This window comes from Pectobacterium sp. PL64, from assembly GCF_022477975.1.
Classification (GTDB): Bacteria; Pseudomonadota; Gammaproteobacteria; order Enterobacterales; family Enterobacteriaceae; genus Pectobacterium; species Pectobacterium jejuense.
This window is the reverse complement of sequence record NZ_CP092070.1, coordinates 2,342,462-2,362,179: the sequence shown is the minus strand read 5'-3', so window position 1 is coordinate 2,362,179 and position 19,718 is coordinate 2,342,462. Positions and strand designations below refer to the sequence as shown.

The following is a 19,718-nucleotide window of genomic DNA, read 5'->3' as shown; positions in this document are numbered from 1 at the left end:
TTGCTCCTTATCGTATGACTAGAGCAGTCAGATGCGTTCTTTGAGACGGTCAGTGATCCACCGATCAATTTCGACCGAATCCCAGCCTACTGCTCGTACACCGAGGCGTATTGGCTTAGGAAAGCGACCTTCTTTCATTAGGTTATAGATATGGGCGCGTTTGAACCCGGTTTTAGCCTCAACTTCGGGGCGACGCAAAATACGGCGCTCTGGTAGTGGTGTCGTGTTCTCAGCGTTCATTACTGTCACTCCTTGGTGTTTGGTAGCGTTCATGAGGTGTGATGACTATTAAAAAGACCTCATCATTCCGTTTCATCAAACAATAGGGATGTGCTGGTTACGGTTTTTTAGCTGACTGAAAGACAGAGACTACTGGGTATATTCGTCAGCGCTTATCCGGCTCTTCGTCCGGCAATGTTTATGAAGAATAAATGGCGGTACAGTGTTTCTGTTGTCGGTGTTTTTACGCATGAAATAGAACCCAGTTCAATGGGCTCTATTATGTCGTTCACCAGACTGAAAATGTCAGGCTCAATGTAAATTATATGATTGCTTATTATTCGCTTGATTGGTTGATAGTGAATGGAGAGCATCAGAAAATTGAGGGGGTAATGGAGGTAACAGACACTAACTGTGCCTGTCATGCGGCAGACAAATAAAGTAAGACATTAACTGGTGCAACTTACCCATCTGAATGTAGTTCTGTAGGGACTGTCGACATGTGAGCAGACTGCAATTCGCCAATTTCAAGCGCACGGTTGATAAAGCGTTCTAACTCTGGTGAATAATATTTTTCCGTCGTGATGATGTTGGTCGATGAGTCTGGGATATCGTAAGACGTTGCCCGTATAATTACATTCGGATGGTTATATAATGAGAGTTGTGACTCAAGACCTATGCCGATACCGTATCCTGCAGCTACCAGCATGAGCATCGATTCGTGGCCGGAAATGTACTCGGCAATATTAGGTTGTGATAATGATGCGTCATTAAACCAGCGTCGGATGATGTTATATCCCCCTGCGCATCGTTCTGGATGGCAGAGGACTAGAGGATAGCGAAATGCTTCGGCGACAGAAATAAACTCTAGAGAAAGGAGAGGATGATTACGTGGAATGGCGACAGCAGGACGTTCACTCCAGACTGGTTGTTTAGTGTAGCCAGAGAGGCTGATATCGTCAATAGTGAACCCGGCATCTATTTGGTCGTGAGCCAGAGCCTGAAGCATTTCGTTGACGGACATCTCGGTGATACGTATTTCTGTACGTGGTTCTTCTTCTCGGCATCGGGCAAGTAATTGTGTCAGTCGGGGTTGAGCCAGGCTGTCGCATAGGCCTATACGGAGCCTGCCTCTGTAACCTTTCGCTGCAGCATGTACACGTGTTTTGGCGTTTTCGATAAAATTAACAATACGCTGAGCTTCCTCGCGGAATACCTCCCCAGGCCATGTCAGCCGAATACGGCCTTTGTTACGGTGCAGCAATTGAACGCCAAGCTGTTGTTCCAGTTCCTTAATCGCACGGGATAGTGGTGATGGTTCTATATGGACTCTGGCGGCGGCTCTTGCGAAGCTTTGTTCTTCTGCAACAACCAAAAAATAATGTAAGTGACGGATCCTCATGTTTTATTGCTCCTTTTTACAAGTAACTTTGGGTTTCTGAAACAACAGAAGGACTAACTTGTTTTGGTTATCTGATGTTAATGATCCATTCCCTGTTCTGTGATGGTTTCACTGATGCAACTCAATGAGATTTCAGGTGAATATTACGCGAAGGAAAAAGTAAAGATACCGTCAATTATAGGGGGTGTGATGTTGATCTTTTTTCTAATAAATTTCCTGCGGAACTGCTGATGTTAATTTCAATAGTGCGAGTGCCGTGCAATATAGATTTATGATAAATCACGCTGATGAATTTCTTCAGAAATATTAAAACCCGCATGCCATTGCGGGTTTTAATGAAATGTTTAACTCAGTTAATTCTATGATACATCACCTCTAAAAGAGGTGAGTGCTTGTAACTTTATTAATTATTGTAACTATCATGTCTAGATTTTTGGAATTAACTACATCAATAGGAGATTGGTTATCTAATATTTTATTTCTATTAGATAAAGCTTGATAAACTGTCCATGAGTCTGCTTTATCTGATGATTTAAGTACCGCCTGAATCAATTTTTTCTTTATAGGATCGAGTTGCCAATCTGGAATTCGTTGCCCACGATTGCCGATGTTTATTGTTAGTAATTTATTCGCTTTTATCTCCCGGTTAATTTGGTCTCGAGATTTACCAGCCAGTTTAGCAAATTGGGATACTGATAGATTATGCGGTTCTTCATATATGTTAAGCATGTCTATGCGTTTTTTTTGTATTTCTGTGATGATTTTTTCGGATGCGTCTTTCCCACTATATTTTGGTGGTAGAGGTGAAAGTCGTTGGAATGTTTGGTCGTTGTTATTTTCATCATTTGTTGCAACTATAGAAGTCGAAGTGGCTGCTGGAGGAGTTGTTGTTACTGGTGGTATAGGTAAATTACTATCTGTATCCAACATTGTGGGAATTCCAGCGATATAGATAGTCAAATGCTTCATTGCTGATTCAACAAATCCTTGCTCTAATAAATCGAGCCTGTCAGCCCAATCTTGCATCATACGTCTACGTGGCTCTACATAGCTAGCATGGTTATATGCAGAGCTAACTTTATTTGGATCAGCGTGAGAAAGTTGGGCATCTACCCAAACTTTAGGGTAACCAATTTCGTTCAGTGCTGTTGAAATTGTGCCACGTATACCATGGCCTGTGAGTTTATCTTTATATCCCATACGTTTCAGGGCATTATTGAGAGTGTTTTCACTTATACGCTCTTGTAAGTTATAGTAATGTGGCAATAAATAGTGCTGGGCTGGTTTAACTTTATCTATCAAGTACCTGATTATTTCAATTGCCTGTGCAGATAAAGGAACAATATAAGGAGGGATATCCTGTGGCCGTTTTCTATTTTTTCGCATGCTTTTTTGTAGTTGCTTCACCTCTTCGGGAGGAATAAGCCAAAGACCACGCTCTAAATCGAACTGTTCTGGTGTAGCGAGACGTAATTCGCCAGTGCGAACCCCGGTAAGAAAAAGTAAGCGAATACCAAGTTGTGTAGTTTCATTACCTGAGTATTTACGCAATTTACTTAAAAATGACGGTAACTCTGACATGTGTAAGAATGGATTGTGAATTTCTGGCGGTTTTGGTAGCGCAACTTCTTTCAGATCCATAGCAGGGTTAACATCAAGACCATCTATTTTTACCACAGCATAGCGAAATAATTGCCCAAGCCAACTGCGCGCTTTTTCTGCTGTTGTAAATGCTCTTCGCTGTTCAATCTTGGATAAGATTTTTAATAAATCTATACGACGGATGTCATAAATAGGCATCTTGCCAATTTGGGGTAAGATGTCATTATTAAATGTGCGCTGAATTTGGGAAAGGGTTCCTTTTTTATCCTCTTTGAGTTCTAAAGATCTATATTCAGCCCATTTTTTGAACACGGATTCAAAATCATTTTCGACAGCTAGCTGGATAGCATAGCGTTTTTGCTTACGAGCTGCCTGAGGGTTTATTCCCGCATCTAACAAAGCTTTCGTTTCATCTCGCAGATTTCTAGCTTCTTGCAGTGACACTTTGGGGTAGGTGCCAAGAGATAGGCGTTTTTGTTTACCTAGCCAGTAATAGCGGAAATGCCACGATTTCCCACCGTTTGGTGAGACGGAAAGAGAAAGGCCATTATCATCTGGGATTGTATAGGCTTTGCCAATTGCTTTTGCATGGCGAACAGCTATAGCAGAAAGTACCATGATCGTCGCTCCTGATTAGCATCAGAGCTGGATTTTGGTTCTCGGCAGTGTTGTTTAACAGTAACAATCTGGAAGTGAGATTACCCGTATTCAAATGGACTTAAAAATGTACTTAAAACCATTGGATATGAGTAGATTTCGATAGATTTTACTGGAACAAGAGAAGATAAAAATTTTCTTCTTTTCAAGATGTTATAGACATTAGCATACGTCTATAGAACATGAATTGGTACGACCGAGTGGACTCGAACCACCGACCCCCACCATGTCAAGGTGGTGCTCTAACCAACTGAGCTACGGTCGTACAGTAGATAACATCTTAATCAGTAACGTTTTGATTAGAATGCTTTTCTTCATTCCAGCGTTTGGAATGGGCGCTATTATGGACGGCTCCGACGTCGGTGGCAAGCGCTTTGTTTATCATCCTCTTTCAAGTGTTGAATGTTTAGCCGAATTCGTCGGGTAAAGCCGTTGCTGACGCAACGTTAAAGATTACTCCCGGAAGTTTTTTATGCGATTTCGCCGCTTGGTAGATCGTTTGCGCAAAGACTTTACTCCCTGATAGCGCAACGTTATCGTATCGCAGCATAGCATCCTGACAGGGGACGACCCCTGACGCGAAAAGGATTCACGGGACGACCCCTATTCGATGTTTAAGGAGAACAGGGTATGGCCTGGTTTCTGTTAGCGCTCGCCGGTTTGTTTGAAATTGTCTGGTCTTACAGCATGAAACTGTCTGATGGCTTCACGAAAATAGGCGCATCGGCTGTCACGATTGTCGCCATGATTATCAGCTTTGCGCTGTTATCCATGGCGATGAAATCTCTTCCTCTGGGCACGGCTTACACCATCTGGACGGGAATTGGCGCGGTAGGGGCGTTCGTGGTGGGATTGGTCTTCCTCAATGAACCTGCCAGTGCGATGAGGATTATCGCTGCACTGTTGATCGTCAGCGGCTTGGTCCTGATGAAGCTGTCCTCATAACGTCTACTTTCTGAGTAACGCATTGCCTCTAAACGTCAGGTTTATCTTTATATGAACATCTGGCGTGTGGCAGGGCCATTTTCATGCGGTTCTGCCACTTTTTTCACTCCTTCTTATGCTCACTATTGATTGGTTTTGCTTCTTGTTGCTTGTTATCAATAAGTGCTATGCTGATTCCTGCGTAATATCTCAATGAATTTGGCGTAAAGTGATTGTAGTTGCGCGTTGTATGCTCTTTTTAGTGTGTTTATTGCTTTTTCGAGCTAAATCGAGCATTGGCGATTAATCATCACATCAGTCATCTAACACACCGCACAAAAGCGATATCTCTTGGTTCAGGCAGATTGCGGCCTGACTCGCGGCTATCTGTGTACGTACAATCTGCAAGGGGAGTGGAATGATCAAGTTGGTAATTACCGATCTGGACGGCACGTTTCTTCACAGCGATGGCGATTACAACAGAGCCTTGTTTGCCGACGTTTATGCATTAATGAAAGAGAAGGACGTGCGCTTTGCTGTCTGCACAGGTAAGCAGTGCGAGCGGGTCGAAGCGCTTTTTGGTGATGATGCGAAAGACATCTGGATTCTGGGAGACAGCGCGACGCGTATCAAGTATCAGGGAGAATACGTTTACCAGTCACTCATCAAAAACCGCCTTGCCTTGAGCCTGATTGGTGTGCTGGAAAGCGTAGACGATCGGCACGTCGTCATTGGTTGTACCCCGCACGGTGCGATGGTGAAGGAAACGATCGATCCTGCTTTACTGGAAAAGGTGAAAAAGTCGTACACCAATGTGACGTTGATCTCCAGCTTTGCTGCCGTGACCGATGACTTTGTGAAAATCACGGTTTATGACCCAGAAGGACACTGCCACGAGACGGCGAAGTACCTTGATGCGTTTCACGATCATGTCTATATCGTGGTCTCTGAAGCATCCTGGATCGACATTGCGGATGTCGGCGTACACAAAGGGCACACCGTAGACATCCTCCAAGAGAAATTGGCGATTACGCCAGAGGAAACGATGGTGTTTGGCGACGGCTACAATGATATTGAGCTAATGAGCCGCGGGGCTTACAGCTTTGCGATGCGCAATGCGTTTGAAGAAACCAAAGCTGCGGCGAATTTTATTGCCCGTAGCAATGATGACGATGGGGTACTGAAAACGATAAGGCTGCTGCTTTCATGAAGTGAACCGTATGAAGCAAACCGGCAGCCGTTGGGGCTACCGTCGCATTATCGGGCAATAATCAGCTCCAGATTTTTTTCGCTTAATGCGCTCTGGCAGGAAGGTGAGATTTCATCATCAGTCACCAGCGTGGTGATTTCATCACATGTCGCCACGCGATAGCGCGTGAGGGCGGTGATCTTATTGGCGGTCAGGGCCACGATCACTTCGCTGCTGCGGGTCACCAGACACTTTTTGAATTCGGCATCGTCATATTCAAAAACGGTCAGGCCTTCATTGGCATCAAAAGCACAGCCTCCTAGCAGACATTGATCGAAATACATCTTCTCTAGCTGCCTGAGCGTATCGATACCAATCGCGCCGCCGACCTCTTTCTGGATCCTTCCGCCAAGAAAAATCACTTCCACATCCGGATATTGCATCAGTTCTGCCGCGATGATGGGCGAATTACACACGGCTGTAAATTTCAGGCCTGCCGGGATCTGTTTCGCCACGGCCAGATTGGTGGTACCGGTGTCAAAGAATACGCAGCTGTTGGGCTTTATCAGCGGGATGACGGCCTGAGCGATGCGATCTTTCTGGGCGGCATCGATGGTGGCTCGGCTGGCAAAATCAATCACCTCTGGCGGCATACTGACCGCACCGCCGTAGACGCGTTTGCAGGCACCGGATTGCGCCAGTTCTTTCAAGTCGCGCCGTATGGTGTGCTCGGATACGTTCAATTCACGTGAGAGCTGGGCGCAGACAACTTTGCCTTCCTCGCTGAGGATCTGCCTGATTTTGGATTGCCGTTGCTCGGGAAAGTCGGTGTAATCGAACATACATGTCCTTGGTTAATCAAAATGATGCACAACCTGCCGCCAACGAGCAGGCTTCATTCGGGTCAATGATGTGTACAGCATGGAATTGCGCCATGTTAATCTGCACCTTCTGGCAACACAACACCTCTACCGCGTTGATCTGCAATGCGTGAGTCATAGTGTAAAATTTACGCGTCAATATACCGACATCACCGATAAAGAGAGAAAAACAGCCGTGTTTCATGTCATTACCGGGCTTATCGCCCTCTATGTTATCTGGCGTCTGGTCTGGCGCTTGCGTGTCGGTGTGCCTGTAAAGCGCATGCTGGCGGTGTTAGTGCTGCTGGCTTCGCAGCATCATCTGATTACGCGCACCTTTTTTGGCACGATGGCGTCGCCGGAAGTGCCCGCGTTTGTCCTGATGTTTCTGGGATGGGCGTTTGGCGCGCTGCTGATATCCGCATTCCTGCTATTGGCCGTCGATCTGTTCGGCGTTGTGGGGCGTTTGTTATCCCGCTCGGTTGGGCAGGTTTTGCTGAACAATATGACGCTGCGTGGCGGAATTGCCGTGGTAGCGATGGGGCTGGCGGCGATTGGCGTTTGGGAAGCGGTGCGCGTTCCTGAAGTGCGTACGGTAGAAGTCGAGTTGAAGCAGCTACCGCCTGCGCTGGATGGTTTCCGGCTGGTGCAGCTCACCGATTTACATGCCAGCCGTCTGTTACAGCGCCCCTGGATGGAAGCCGTAGTAGCAAAAACCAACGCGCTTAAACCCGATCTGACGGTGATTACCGGCGATCTGGCCGACGGCACTGTGAATGCCCGTCATGATGATATGGAACCGCTGCGTAACCTGACCGCGCCACACGGCGTGTTTGCCATCGTGGGCAACCATGAATATTACGTGGAATATACGCAATGGGTGCAGCGACTGAATGCGCTGGGCTTACGCATGTTACTCAATGAAAATGTATCGATTGGTCGCGATAATGCTGCGTTTGTGCTGGCAGGGATCACCGATCGCACCGCCGCTGATTTCCAACAACAGCTGCCGGATACGGGCGCGGCGCTCAACGGAATAGCGCCGGATACCGCCGTCGTTCTGCTTAGCCATCGGCCAACGGGAGCGAAAGAGAATGCGCGTGCCGGAGCGGACTTACAGCTCTCCGGCCATACGCACGGCGGTCAGGTGCTGGGTATGCATTGGATGACGCAATTGGCGAATGAAGGCTATGTGTCCGGTAGCTATGACGTGGATGGCATGCATCTGTACGTGAGCAATGGCGCGGGCCTGTGGAACGGCTTTCCGATCCGCTTAGGGAAACGTGCCGAGATTACTCAGTTCATACTCCGTTCGCCGTCGCTGTAGTTTTGGGGTAGCAGAAGAATTCGCGGCCTCTTAAAAGAGGCCGCGATGACAAGCGGGCTCATTATCACAAGCGGTTCTATCGGCGAGATTATTGATGCAGATAGGAAAAATGTGCGATTGAGCTGCTTTTCATCAGGTTAAGCTATCGCAGAAGTTAGCATATACAATTATAAATTATAGGGAGACTCTGGCACTGTCTTGTATCAAGAAGAAGGAATCGGTGAAGCGCTCTGTTGCCATAAGGCAAGGCTATCGGAGAACGACCCACCTTCTGCGCAGCGATTAAGGCAATGCAACATACTGGGAGATAACGATGGACGAGAATAAAACGAAAACAGCCGGCAAATGTCCGGTTATGCACGGCGGAAACACATCTACTGGCTCATCAAACACCGACTGGTGGCCAAATGCCCTCAATCTCGACATTCTTCATCAGCACGATACCAAGACCAACCCGTTAGGCAGCGATTTCAGCTACCGCGATGCCCTCAAAACCCTCGATGTCGATGCCCTCAAAAAAGATCTGCATGCACTGATGACCGACAGCCAGGAGTGGTGGCCAGCGGACTGGGGTCACTACGGCGGCCTGATGATTCGCATGGCCTGGCACTCGGCGGGCTCCTACCGTACGACCGATGGTCGCGGCGGCGGCGGAACCGGCAACCAGCGCTTTGCACCGCTTAACTCCTGGCCAGATAACGTCAGTCTCGATAAAGCGCGCCGCTTACTGTGGCCCATCAAAAGAAAATACGGCAATAAACTCAGCTGGGCGGATCTGATTATTCTGGCGGGCAATATCGCGTATGAATCCATGGGGCTGAAAACATTTGGCTTCGCCTTTGGTCGTGAAGACATCTGGCACCCGGAAAAAGACACCTACTGGGGTTCGGAAAAAGAGTGGCTGGCGAAGAGTACCGGGCGCTATGGCAGCGAGGATCGTACCTCGCTGGAAAACCCGCTGGCGGCCGTACAAATGGGGCTGATTTACGTTAACCCAGAAGGCGTTGATGGCAATCCCGATCCGCTGCGTACCGCACAGGATATGCGCGTGACGTTCTCCCGTATGGCGATGAATGATGAAGAAACCGTTGCCCTGACGGCGGGTGGGCACACGGTGGGGAAAACTCACGGCAATGGCGATGCCAGCCTGCTGGGTGCGGCACCAGAAAGTGCAGATGTTGAAGAACAAGGTCTCGGCTGGCATAACCCGACGGGATCGGGCAAAGGGCGCTATACCGTCACCAGCGGGCTGGAAGGGGCGTGGACAACGCATCCGACGCAATGGGATAACGGCTTCTTCCACATGCTGTTGAACCACGAATGGGAACTGAGAAAGAGCCCGGCCGGTGCATCGCAGTGGGAGCCTGTCAGTATTAAAGAAGAAGACAAACCGGTTGATGTTGAAGATCCGTCTATCCGCTACAACCCGATGATGACCGATGCTGATATGGCGCTGAAAGTTGACCCGGAATATCGCAAGATTTCCGAGCGCTTCTATCAGGATCAGGCTTACTTCTCCGAAGTGTTTGCCCGAGCATGGTTCAAACTGACGCACCGCGATATGGGGCCGAAAGCGCGCTACGTGGGTCCAGATGTGCCGCAGGAAGATCTGCTGTGGCAGGATCCGGTTCCGGCTGGCCGTACCGACTATGATGTTGATGTGGTCAAAGCACGCATTGCAGAAAGTAGCCTTTCCATCAGTGAGCTGGTCGCAACCGCTTGGGACAGCGCCCGTACATTCCGTGGTTCCGATATGCGCGGCGGAGCTAACGGCGCGCGTATTCGCCTCGCTCCGCAGAAAGACTGGGTAGGGAACGAACCTGAACGTCTGGCGCGTGTGTTAGTCGTTCTGGAAAGTATTGCCGCCGCAACGGGGGCCAGCGTGGCCGATACCATTGTGCTGGCGGGTAATGTAGGGATTGAGAAAGCGGCGAAAGCGGCGGGCGTGAATATCACCGTGCCTTTTGCACCGGGACGTGGCGACACCACCGATGCCCTGACCGACGCAGAATCTTTTGACGTCCTTGAACCTATCCACGATGGCTACCGTAACTGGCTGAAGAAAGACTATGCCGTGAGCGTGGAAGAGCTGATGCTCGATCGCACCCAACTGATGGGGCTGACGGCGAAAGAGATGACGGTGCTGGTTGGCGGCCTGCGTGTACTGGGGACCAACTACGGCGGCACCAAACACGGCGTATTTACGAATCGTGAAGGGGCGCTGACGAATGATTTCTTCGTCAACCTGACCGATATGAAATACACGTGGAAGCCATACCGTAAAGACCTGTATGAAATCCGCGATCGTAAAACGGGTGAAGTCAAATGGACCGCGACGCGTCTGGATCTGGTCTTTGGCTCCAATTCTATTCTGCGCGCCTACGCTGAGGTTTATGCTCAGGACGACAGCAAAGAGAAGTTTGTGAATGACTTTGTTGCTGCCTGGGTGAAAGTGATGAATGCGGATCGCTTCGATCTGGCAGAGTAAGACGTTACGCTCCCCACGCTGGTGTTTTCACTGTGTGGGGAGCCTCATTTTTTGCTGTGCGATCTTGTATCTCACTGCTTCTTAATCACTGTTTCTTAAGATTAAGCATGAATTCTCTGAATGGAGCGGCGAATTCCTTAAACAGCGGGTGCTTTCTATTCTGCATCATCACTTCGCTAAATAGCTTCAAACCCACAATAAAGGCCTGAGTCTGTTCCGGCGTCATGTCCATCTTGCCATCGACTTTTTCCAGAATCTTGAACACATCATCGTGAATTGCGCATTCAAACGACAGCGTGCGCTGCTGCTCGGTTTTTTCTTCCACCGTAATTTGATAGACGTTTCCCATTGTGACCTCGGTAAATTGAACTCGTGATGGATAGTTGATAAAATCAACTATATGATCATTGGTTGACTGAGTCAATAAAGTATGATGAAACCCCTTTTTGCCTTATTAGAAAGCTATAAGGCACAGATGCAGGAACAGATGAAGGCGCATGACATTAGCCTGGATGTGGTGCATGTCCGCTTATGTAAGATCATCGCGATGGAAGGGCGCATTACGCCTCAGTCGCTGGCGAAAAGGGTCTGTCGGGATAAGGCGCAGATCACCCGCATGGTAGCGGAGCTGGTCAAACGCGATTATGTCCGCAAGATCGATAACCCGGATGACGGCCGCAGCGTGTGGCTCAGTTTGTCCGATAAGGGTGTCGCGTTTACACAGGTTTTTCTGCATCAGGAAAAGCAGATTGAGGCGCAGATGCTTCAGGCGCTGTCCCCTGACGAACAAGCTACGTTTAGTGCGCTGTTGGAAAAGATAGCGGCCAGCCGTTCTGCACACTAGGCCTCGAATCTGCTAACCCTATCTGCACTGCCGTGAAGCGTCCTCGTTGTGCTACTGCACCGCGATAGCGCGATAGCGGCGTGCTTCCCCGCATCATTCCCCTTATAAACCACCGCCGTACCGGCACTTTCTGTGCTGGCACGCATTTTGCTTTTCTCTATTCGGGACAGCACCACGCATGGCGCTGAACAACCTGAATAGCTGGCTAGGGTTCCGATCCATATCATATGGATGTCTGGTCCGAGAGCTGGCGACCTCCAGTTGAGGTTACACGGCGGGACAAAAGCCCGGGAGACAGCAACACCCATGGTGTCGCGCTGTTCCCGCTTTTTCCTACTCAACCGGAGGTCTGGCATGAACCTATCTCGTTTACTGGGCGTTTGCGTCCTCAGTCTTTCAGCGCTGCTATTGCCAGCAATAAAACGGCCGAGGACGCGGTATTCCGCCATGTGATTCCTGCCGGAGAACCCTATCTGTTTGAGGTCAAGCAAGGGCAGACGCTGCGGCTGCTGGATCTGGAAGGCAATCAGGCGGTAGATACGCTGTTCTATCGTGTCGATGACCCGCGTGAACGCTACGATCCGCAACGTACGCTGCGCCGTCAGAATAACGTCTACCTGACAACGGGCAGCGTGCTGTATTCCAACCTTGGCAACCCGCTGCTGACGATTGTCGCCGACACCTGCGGGCGCCATGACACGCTGGGCGGCGCCTGTGCGCAGGAGAGCAACACCGTGCGTTATGCGCTCGACCGACGCTACATGCATAGCTGCCGCGATAATTTTCTCTGCGCCTGCCTGCACGATGGTCGCCTGAACAAAAAGGATATCGGCGCGAACATCAACTTCTTCATGAACGTGCCGGTGACGGCGGAAGGCGGGCTGACCTTTGAGGATGGCATTTCTGCACCAGGAAAATACGTGGAGCTGCGCGCCGAAACGGACGTCATCGTGCTGATTTCCAACTGTCCGCAGTTGAATAACCCGTGCAACGGCTGGAACCCAACGCCTGCGGAGGTGCTGATATGGAAATGACACCGGATCGATGTGGTGAAAACGTACGCGCTGGCAGCGGGTGAAAACGTGGCTGGTGAGCGCGCTGGAGGCAAGGGCGAACCGGTATTATCTGCCGCCAGCTAATACGCGAACGGACAACGCTCCGTAATTGCGGCGCGATAGCCTGTTTCAATACGACCAGTTTAAGCACTATTTGTTTCAGTACCTGACCGTTACCGCGATGGACGACCATCATGCGGATCGCATTTTGGCGGGACGACCCGCCCTTGCATGAGTCTAGCGTATGTTCGACAAACTTCTGATTGCCAACCGTGGCGCGATTGCGTGCCGTATTCTGCGTTCGCTGCGCGAGATGAACGTCCGTGGCGTCGCGGTTTATTCCGATGCCGATATCAGTAGCCTGCATATTCAGGACGCCGATGAAGCCATTAGCCTGGGCGAAGGCGCGGCGGCTCACACCTATCTGGATGTAGACAACATTCTCTCTGCTGCGCAGCGCAGCGGCGCGCAGGCCATTCATCCCGGCTATGGTTTTCTGTCTGAGAATGCGGCGTTTGCCGAAGCCTGCGAAGCGGCGCAGATTGCCTTTGTCGGGCCGACGCCGCAGCAGCTACGGGTATTTGGTTTAAAGCATACGGCGCGATCGCTGGCGAAGCAGCATAGCGTGCCGCTGCTGGAAGGCACCGAGCTGCTGGAAAATATTGATGCGGCCCTCGGTGCAGCGGCGGCAATCGGCTATCCGGTCATGCTTAAAAGCACGGCCGGAGGCGGCGGTATCGGAATGCGCGTCTGCTACAGCGCCACGGAACTGTCCGAGGCGTTTGAAACGGTAAAGCGTCTGGGGCAGAACAACTTCAGCGATGCGGGCGTGTTCATCGAAAAGTATATCGAACGCGCCCGACATCTGGAGGTGCAGATTTTTGGCGACGGGCAGGGTGACGTGCTGGCGTTGGGGGTACGGGACTGCTCGGTGCAGCGTCGCAACCAGAAAGTGATTGAAGAAACGCCCGCGCCCAATCTACCGGACGGGGTCGCCGATGCACTGTGCGCGGCGGCCATCAGTCTGGCGCAGGCGGTAAATTATCGCAGCGCCGGAACAGTGGAATTCGTTTATGACAGCGCGACGGACCGTTTTTACTTTCTGGAAGTCAATACGCGCTTACAGGTCGAGCACGGCGTAACGGAACAGGTTTGGGGCGTGGATCTGGTGCGCTGGATGATCGAACTGGCCGCAGGGGATTTACCACCGCTGCGTGAGCTGGCCGCCGGACTGAATCCGCAGGGGCATGCGATTCAGGCGCGTCTGTACGCGGAAGATCCGGGTAAACAGTTCCAGCCCTCACCGGGATTGTTGACGGAGGTTGCGTTTCCCGCCGCAGAAGGACAGAGCCTGCGCATCGATACCTGGGTGACGGCGGGGTGCGAGATTCCGCCATTTTTCGACCCGATGCTGGCTAAGATCATCGCCAGTGCGCCCACCCGCGAGCAGGCGATGGCCAGGCTGGATCGGGCGCTGGCGGACACGCGACTCTACGGCGTGGAACACAACCGTGACTATCTGCGTCAGATTCTGGCGGCAGATCCATTTGCCAGCGGCCAGCCGTGGACGCGCTGTCTGGATACATTGATCTATCAGGCGACAACCTGTGAGGTGGTGAGCGCTGGCACGCAGACCACCGTACAGGATTATCCTGGTCGTCTCGGCTACTGGGCGGTCGGCGTGCCGCCGTCGGGGCCGATGGACGATCGCGCGCTGCGTTTAGGTAACCGTCTGGTGGGGAATCCGGCGGGGATGGCGGCGCTGGAAGTTACGATGAACGGGCCGACTCTGCGTTTTAATACGGACGCTGTGGCGGCAGTCACCGGTGCGGCTCTCGTTATCGAACTGGACGGTCAACCGGTGCCGATGGATAGCGTATTTGCGATACCGGCGGGTGGCACGCTGCGGTTAGGCGCGACGAATGCGCAGGGGGTACGCAGCTATCTCTGCCTCCGTGGCGGGTTCGATGTACCGGATTATCTCGGCAGTAAAAGCACTTTCACGCTGGGGCAATTTGGCGGCCACGCGGGCAGGGCGCTGCGGGCGGGGGACGTCTTGCATCTTACGCCGCTGACGGACCGACGCACCGGCGATTGCCTGCCGGACACCTTGCGCACCACGTTGTCTACGGTACGTGAACTGCGCGTGATTTACGGCCCGCATGCGGCACCGGACTATTTCACGCCTGCCTATATGGAAACGTTCCTCACCACCGAGTGGGAAGTGCATTTTAACTCCAGCCGCACGGGCGTCCGCTTGATTGGGCCAAAACCGGAGTGGGTGCGCGACAGCGGCGGAGAGGCCGGGCTGCATCCTTCGAATATTCATGACAACCCGTATGCCATTGGCGCGGTGGATTTCACTGGCGATATGCCGGTTATTCTGGGGCCGGATGGTCCGAGCTTGGGCGGATTTGTCTGTCCGGTGACGATAATCGAAGCCGACCTGTGGGCGCTAGGGCAGCTTAATGCGGGTGACCGTGTACGCTTTATTCCGGTCGATCTCCCGACGGCGCGCGCGCTGGCGCAGGCACGTCATGATGAGGTGGAACAGCTTGCTCCGATCGCTGTCGACTGGTCGCCTGCTGCGCTCATTTCTCCGGTGGTGTTGGATACGGGTGAAGCGGATAAACGACTGGTTGCGCGGCTGTCCGGCGATACCCATTTGCTGCTGGAAGTGGGCGCGGCGGAGCTGGATGTGGCGCTGCGTTTCCGCGTCCATGCGCTGATGCTGGCGCTGGAGCAACAGGCACTCGATGGCATCATTGACGTGACGCCGGGCATTCGCTCGTTGCAGGTGCACTATCGCCCCGAAGTGCTTTCGTTACAGCACCTGTTGGATGTGCTTTCTACGCTGTGGCAGGACGTTTGCACCCAGCAGAATCTGACCGTGCCATCACGGGTGGTTTATCTGCCGTTGTCCTGGGACGATCCCGCTTGCCAACTGGCGATTCAAAAATACATGACCACGGTACGTAGCGATGCGCCCTGGTGCCCGAGTAACCTTGAATTTATCCGTCGCATTAACGAGCTGGATAATATTGATGAGGTTTACCGTACGGTCTTTGAGGCCAGGTATCTGGTGATGGGACTGGGTGACGTTTACCTCGGTGCACCGGTGGCAACGCCGCTGGATCCCCGCCACCGTTTAGTCACCACCAAATATAATCCGGCGCGCACCTGGACGGCGGAAAACTCGGTAGGCATCGGCGGCGCGTACCTGTGCGTTTACGGCATGGAAGGGCCGGGCGGCTACCAGTTTGTCGGACGCACGCTGCAAATGTGGGATCGCTATCGTGGCGTTGGCGCATTTGACGGTAAACCGTGGCTGCTGCGCTTCTTTGATCAAATTCGCTTCTATCCGGTGTCGGCCGACGAGTTGTTATCTATTCGACGGGATTTCCCGCTGGGGCGCTACCCGCTGCGAATCGAGCAAAGCGAACTGGCGTTAAACGCCTATCAGGATTTCCTGTCGCGGGAAGCTGAAGAGATCGAAGCATTCCGCGTGCGTCAGCGAGCCGCGTTTGAGGCAGAGCGCGAGCGCTGGCGTATTGCCGGTCAATCGGTGACGGATAGCGTGGACGTGGTGATTGAAGAAGCGAGCGAAACCCCGATCCTGCCGGGACAGGTCGGCGTAGAAAGCCCGATTTCCGGCAATCTCTGGCAGGTGACGACGGAGATTGGCAAAACGGTAGCTGAAGGGGAAACGCTGATGATTCTCGAATCCATGAAAATGGAAATCCCGATTGTGTCGCCGCAGCGCGGCACGGTGCGGGAGATCCGCTGTCAGCCCGGCGCATCCGTGCGCGCCGGGCAGTGCGTGGTGGTGATCGAGTCGCAGGAATAACGGCGGCGCGCATGCTTTTACGCCAGAGTAACGCTCTGGCGTGACATGACCTATGGCAAGTTTGAACACCATGCAACGTCACATGGCGATGTTGTTGACGCTAATGATTGTCAGAGTGAATAAAAGTGAGATAAATACACGTGTAGCCAGTCAGGGAGGAGCAAATATTTTTTGATGAGGAAAACGCTAACGACGAACGTTCCTATTGAAAAAATAATATGAAAACCGATCCAAAAACTAAACCAAAATTCGCCACGATGAAACGTCACGTCTTTTCTATTAATTCTCTCGACTAACACGCCAGATTTGAGTCCGTTATAGACGTGAAAAATTTCCCATATCCCACCGCCAATGAGGAGTAGCGGTATGTAATCTTTTAACCAATCCATTGCAATTAACTCTTTCGATATTATTTTCGCGGAAGAATTCTATCATAACCGCCGAGGTGCCTATACAAACCTGTGGAAGTTCAGTGTGTTGCTTTGAGTCAGATCAAATAGACGGAGTGAAATTGATATTACGGGAAGATAATCAATGCAGATTCAACAAGGGATTGAGTCGATTATTTTTCAGTAGAAAAGAGTGCGGAATAAAGTATTTTGAAAACAAGGAATGGTGCGTTCAATTGGACTCGAACCAACGACCCCCACCATGTCAAGGTGGTGCTCTAACCAACTGAGCTATGAACGCATTAAGATACCGTGCTGCCTGCCTGACAGCGAGGCGAATAGTAGCGAGCGAGGGGAAAACTGGCAAGAGGAAAAATGCAATTTTGTGCTCTTGCCAGTGCGATTGCTGGGGTTGTATCCATTGTGTCGTTTTTTTCGACGATACCCGTCATACTTCAAGCCGCTTGTGCGTTGGCTGCCCTTGCTCACCCCAGTCACTTACTTGAGTAAGCTCCTGGGGATTCGCTCGGTTGCTGCCTTCACGCAACTCGAATTATTTAGGGTATAAAACTGGATGAAACGTTATCTAGCGGGCGGCGCGCGCTAAAATCCGTGCGGCGGGTTGGCGCTGAAGAAAACGAATTCGCGTGACCATCATCACTGCCGCTGCCGTCAGGCCAATGATGAAACCACACCAGAAGCCCGCAGGTCCCATACGCGGCACGATGCTATCCGTCAACGCCAGCAGGTAACCGCTCGGTAATCCCAATACCCAATAGGCGACAAAGGTAATATAGAAAATTGAACGGGTATCTTTATAGCCGCGCAAAACGCCAGTGCCGATCACCTGAACGGCATCGGAAATTTGATAAACAGCGGCCAGCAGCATGAGCTGAGAAGCCATCGCCACAACCAGCGGATCCTGATTGTAGAGCAGGGCGATAGGCTCACGCAGCAGCGTGGTGAAAATGGCCGTGCAGCAGGCTAATGCCACGCCCGCCATGATACCCGTGTGCGCGGCAATGCGAGCGTTCTCAACCGAGCCTTCTCCTAAGCGATGCCCGACACGAATGGTCGTGGCGACACCAACCGAGAGCGGAAGAACGAACATCAGCGAGCTGAAGTTCAGGGCAATCTGGTGACCCGCCACATCGACGACGCCCAGCGGCAACACTAACAGCGCCACCACGGCAAACAGTGTCACTTCAAAAAGTAATGCCAGCGCGATAGGTAAACCGAGGCCAAAGAGGCGCTTCAGCACGGCAACGTCCGGGCGGAACGCGGGACGGTGCAGACGGATATCGCGTAGCCAGGAGGCGCGTCGGGTATAAAGCATCATCAGTAGCATCATGATCCAGTAAACCGAGGCGGTAGCCACGCCGCAGCCGACGCCGCCCAGTTCGGGCATGCCAAATTTACCGTGGATAAAGATGTAGTTGATCGGGATGTTGATTAACAGCCCGATGAATCCAATCATCATGCCGGGGTAGGTTTTGGACAGCCCTTCACACTGGCAGCGTAAAACCTGATAGAACAGATAGCCGGGAACGCCCCACAGCAGCGCATGCAGATAGCCGATGGCTTTCGCAGCCAGCTCAGGCGAACCGTCGCTCATCAGGTTAATGGCGTATTCCCCCTGATACAGCACCAGCATCGTAAGCACAGAAATAATGGCAGCAAGGAAAAAGGACTGTCGTACCTGATGAGAAATACGATCACGTCGACCGGAACCGTTGAGCTGTGCGACAACGGGCGTCAGTGCCAACAGCAGGCCATGACCAAAAAGAATGGAGGGTAGCCAGATAGAGGTTCCCACGGCGACGGCGGCCATATCGGTGGCGCTATAAGCACCGGCCATGATGGTGTCAACCACACCCATCGACGTTTGAGACACTTGCGCAATAATGACAGGAACAGCAAGCGCCGATAATTTACGCGCTTCTGTCAGATACTGTTGCACGGATACCTTCCTTGAATGACTTGACTGCGGAATGAATAATTCAGATATGAAAAAACAGATCGGGGTAAAGCGAGCTTTATTGTAACGACTTAACGCAAGTAAACCAGCATGGAAAAGAATATATTCTTTTTGTTACGCTACGGTTTCGATAGCTATGCGGTGTACGGCATTCCAGTTTGGTTTTCCGCGAAATATCGGGCACACTGCACAGCGTCATTTCTTTGTTTTTAAGAGGCAAACCGCATGTTTACCGGTATTGTTCAGGGCACCGCGCCGGTGGTGTCGATTGAAGAAAAATCCAACTTTCGCACGCACATTGTCCAGCTCCCGCCCGAGTTGCTGCCAGGGCTCGTGCCCGGTGCATCGGTGGCACACAATGGCTGCTGCCTGACGGTAACCGCCATTGACGGCGATCGTGTTAGTTTTGATCTCATGAAGGAAACGCTGCGGTTAACAAATCTGGGCGATATTCATGAAGGCGATGTCGTCAATATTGAGCGAGCTGCCAAATTCGGTGATGAGATCGGTGGGCACGTTATGTCGGGCCACATCATGTGTACGGCGGAAGTAGTTAAGATTCAGGTTTCAGAGAATAACCATCAGATTTGGTTCCGTCTGGCAGATGAAGCACTGATGAAATACGTGCTGCATAAAGGTTTCGTGGGGATTGACGGTATCAGCCTGACGGTGGGCGAAGTGACCCGTGGACGTTTCTGCGTGCATTTAATTCCAGAAACGCTGAACCGCACCACACTGGGACAGAAACGTCTGGGAAATCGCATTAATATCGAAATCGACCCGCAGACACAGGCCGTGGTTGATACAGTCGAACGCGTGTTGGCAAGCAAGCAGGCGAGCGAGCTCGGCAAGGAAGAGTAATTCCTACGTTACACATTCTGGTGAACCGGACGGCGTTTCTACCGTCCGGCTTCTCTTTTCTGTCAGCACACAATTT

General features: G+C 51.5%; 14 protein-coding genes, 2 tRNA genes and 1 riboswitch. Of the genes, 8 read left to right on the top strand and 8 right to left on the bottom strand.

What is annotated here, in order from left to right; genetic code table 11:
• Window positions 1-27: 27 nt before the first annotated feature.
• The 4 genes from HP572_RS10415 to HP572_RS10400 form a co-directional block, all read right to left on the bottom strand.
• Window positions 28-240 carry an AlpA family transcriptional regulator gene (locus HP572_RS10415; RefSeq protein ID WP_039498861.1) on the bottom strand — a complete coding sequence of 71 codons (213 nt, stop codon included), beginning with the start codon at window positions 238-240 and terminating at the stop codon, window positions 28-30.
• 442 nt (window positions 241-682) lie between these two features.
• Window positions 683-1,621 (bottom strand): LysR family transcriptional regulator, encoded by a 939-nt coding sequence (locus HP572_RS10410; RefSeq protein WP_240585561.1) that lies wholly within the window; start codon window positions 1,619-1,621, stop codon window positions 683-685.
• Window positions 1,622-1,996: 375 nt separating this feature from the next.
• Entirely contained in the window at window positions 1,997-3,841 is a 1,845-nt protein-coding gene (locus HP572_RS10405) for an integrase arm-type DNA-binding domain-containing protein (RefSeq protein WP_240585560.1), read from the bottom strand.
• 227 nt (window positions 3,842-4,068) lie between these two features.
• Window positions 4,069-4,145, bottom strand: a tRNA-Val gene (locus tag HP572_RS10400).
• A gap of 365 nt (window positions 4,146-4,510) precedes the next feature.
• Between HP572_RS10400 and HP572_RS10395 the strand changes: the two genes are divergently transcribed.
• The gene (locus tag HP572_RS10395) at window positions 4,511-4,825 is read left to right on the top strand and encodes a multidrug efflux SMR transporter (RefSeq protein WP_205555151.1); all 315 of its coding nucleotides are present in this window, start codon (window positions 4,511-4,513) and stop codon (window positions 4,823-4,825) included.
• A 397-nt stretch (window positions 4,826-5,222) separates the two neighbouring features.
• Entirely contained in the window at window positions 5,223-6,014 is a 792-nt protein-coding gene (locus HP572_RS10390) for an HAD-IIB family hydrolase (protein ID WP_240585559.1), read from the top strand.
• 47 nt (window positions 6,015-6,061) lie between these two features.
• Here HP572_RS10390 and HP572_RS10385 read toward each other — a convergent pair whose 3' ends face one another.
• Window positions 6,062-6,835, bottom strand: a complete 774-nt coding sequence (locus tag HP572_RS10385; RefSeq protein WP_205555149.1) for a DeoR/GlpR family DNA-binding transcription regulator — start codon at window positions 6,833-6,835, stop codon at window positions 6,062-6,064.
• 79 nt (window positions 6,836-6,914) lie between these two features.
• Here HP572_RS10385 and HP572_RS10380 point away from each other — a divergent pair, with 79 nt between their 5' ends.
• Together HP572_RS10380 and katG are read left to right on the top strand one after the other, a co-directional pair.
• Window positions 6,915-8,180, top strand: a complete 1,266-nt coding sequence (locus HP572_RS10380) for a metallophosphoesterase (protein WP_240585558.1) — start codon at window positions 6,915-6,917, stop codon at window positions 8,178-8,180.
• A gap of 313 nt (window positions 8,181-8,493) precedes the next feature.
• The gene (gene katG / locus HP572_RS10375) at window positions 8,494-10,668 is read left to right on the top strand and encodes a catalase/peroxidase HPI (protein WP_240585557.1); all 2,175 of its coding nucleotides are present in this window, start codon (window positions 8,494-8,496) and stop codon (window positions 10,666-10,668) included.
• An 85-nt stretch (window positions 10,669-10,753) separates the two neighbouring features.
• Here the strand turns inward: katG and HP572_RS10370 are convergent, their stop codons facing one another.
• Complete coding sequence (locus HP572_RS10370; RefSeq protein WP_240585556.1) at window positions 10,754-11,017, bottom strand: DUF3861 domain-containing protein; 264 nt, start codon at window positions 11,015-11,017, stop codon at window positions 10,754-10,756.
• An 81-nt stretch (window positions 11,018-11,098) separates the two neighbouring features.
• Here HP572_RS10370 and HP572_RS10365 point away from each other — a divergent pair, with 81 nt between their 5' ends.
• The 3 genes from HP572_RS10365 to uca all read left to right on the top strand — a co-directional run bounded on the left by HP572_RS10365 (window position 11,099) and on the right by uca (window position 16,414).
• A complete protein-coding gene (locus HP572_RS10365; RefSeq protein ID WP_205555597.1) occupies window positions 11,099-11,512 on the top strand; it encodes a MarR family winged helix-turn-helix transcriptional regulator in 414 nt (137 codons plus the stop codon).
• 194 nt (window positions 11,513-11,706) lie between these two features.
• Window positions 11,707-11,808: riboswitch (guanidine-I (ykkC/yxkD leader) on the top strand.
• An 84-nt stretch (window positions 11,809-11,892) separates the two neighbouring features.
• Entirely contained in the window at window positions 11,893-12,546 is a 654-nt protein-coding gene (locus HP572_RS10360; protein ID WP_371745312.1) for an urea amidolyase associated protein UAAP2, read from the top strand.
• Window positions 12,547-12,811: 265 nt separating this feature from the next.
• On the top strand, window positions 12,812-16,414 hold the full coding sequence (gene uca / locus HP572_RS10355; protein ID WP_240585555.1) for an urea carboxylase: 3,603 nt from the start codon (window positions 12,812-12,814) through the stop codon (window positions 16,412-16,414).
• A 613-nt stretch (window positions 16,415-17,027) separates the two neighbouring features.
• On the opposite strand, the gene HP572_RS10350 is transcribed toward uca, so the two are convergent.
• Window positions 17,028-17,104 (bottom strand) — tRNA-Val (locus HP572_RS10350).
• 285 nt (window positions 17,105-17,389) lie between these two features.
• Window positions 17,390-18,763, bottom strand: coding sequence for an MATE family efflux transporter (locus HP572_RS10345; protein ID WP_240585554.1), 1,374 nt, complete (start codon window positions 18,761-18,763; stop codon window positions 17,390-17,392).
• A gap of 243 nt (window positions 18,764-19,006) precedes the next feature.
• Here HP572_RS10345 and HP572_RS10340 point away from each other — a divergent pair, with 243 nt between their 5' ends.
• Window positions 19,007-19,642: a riboflavin synthase gene (locus HP572_RS10340; RefSeq protein ID WP_010276583.1), complete on the top strand. Its 636-nt coding sequence runs from the start codon at window positions 19,007-19,009 to the stop codon at window positions 19,640-19,642.
• Window positions 19,643-19,718: the final 76 nt, after the last annotated feature.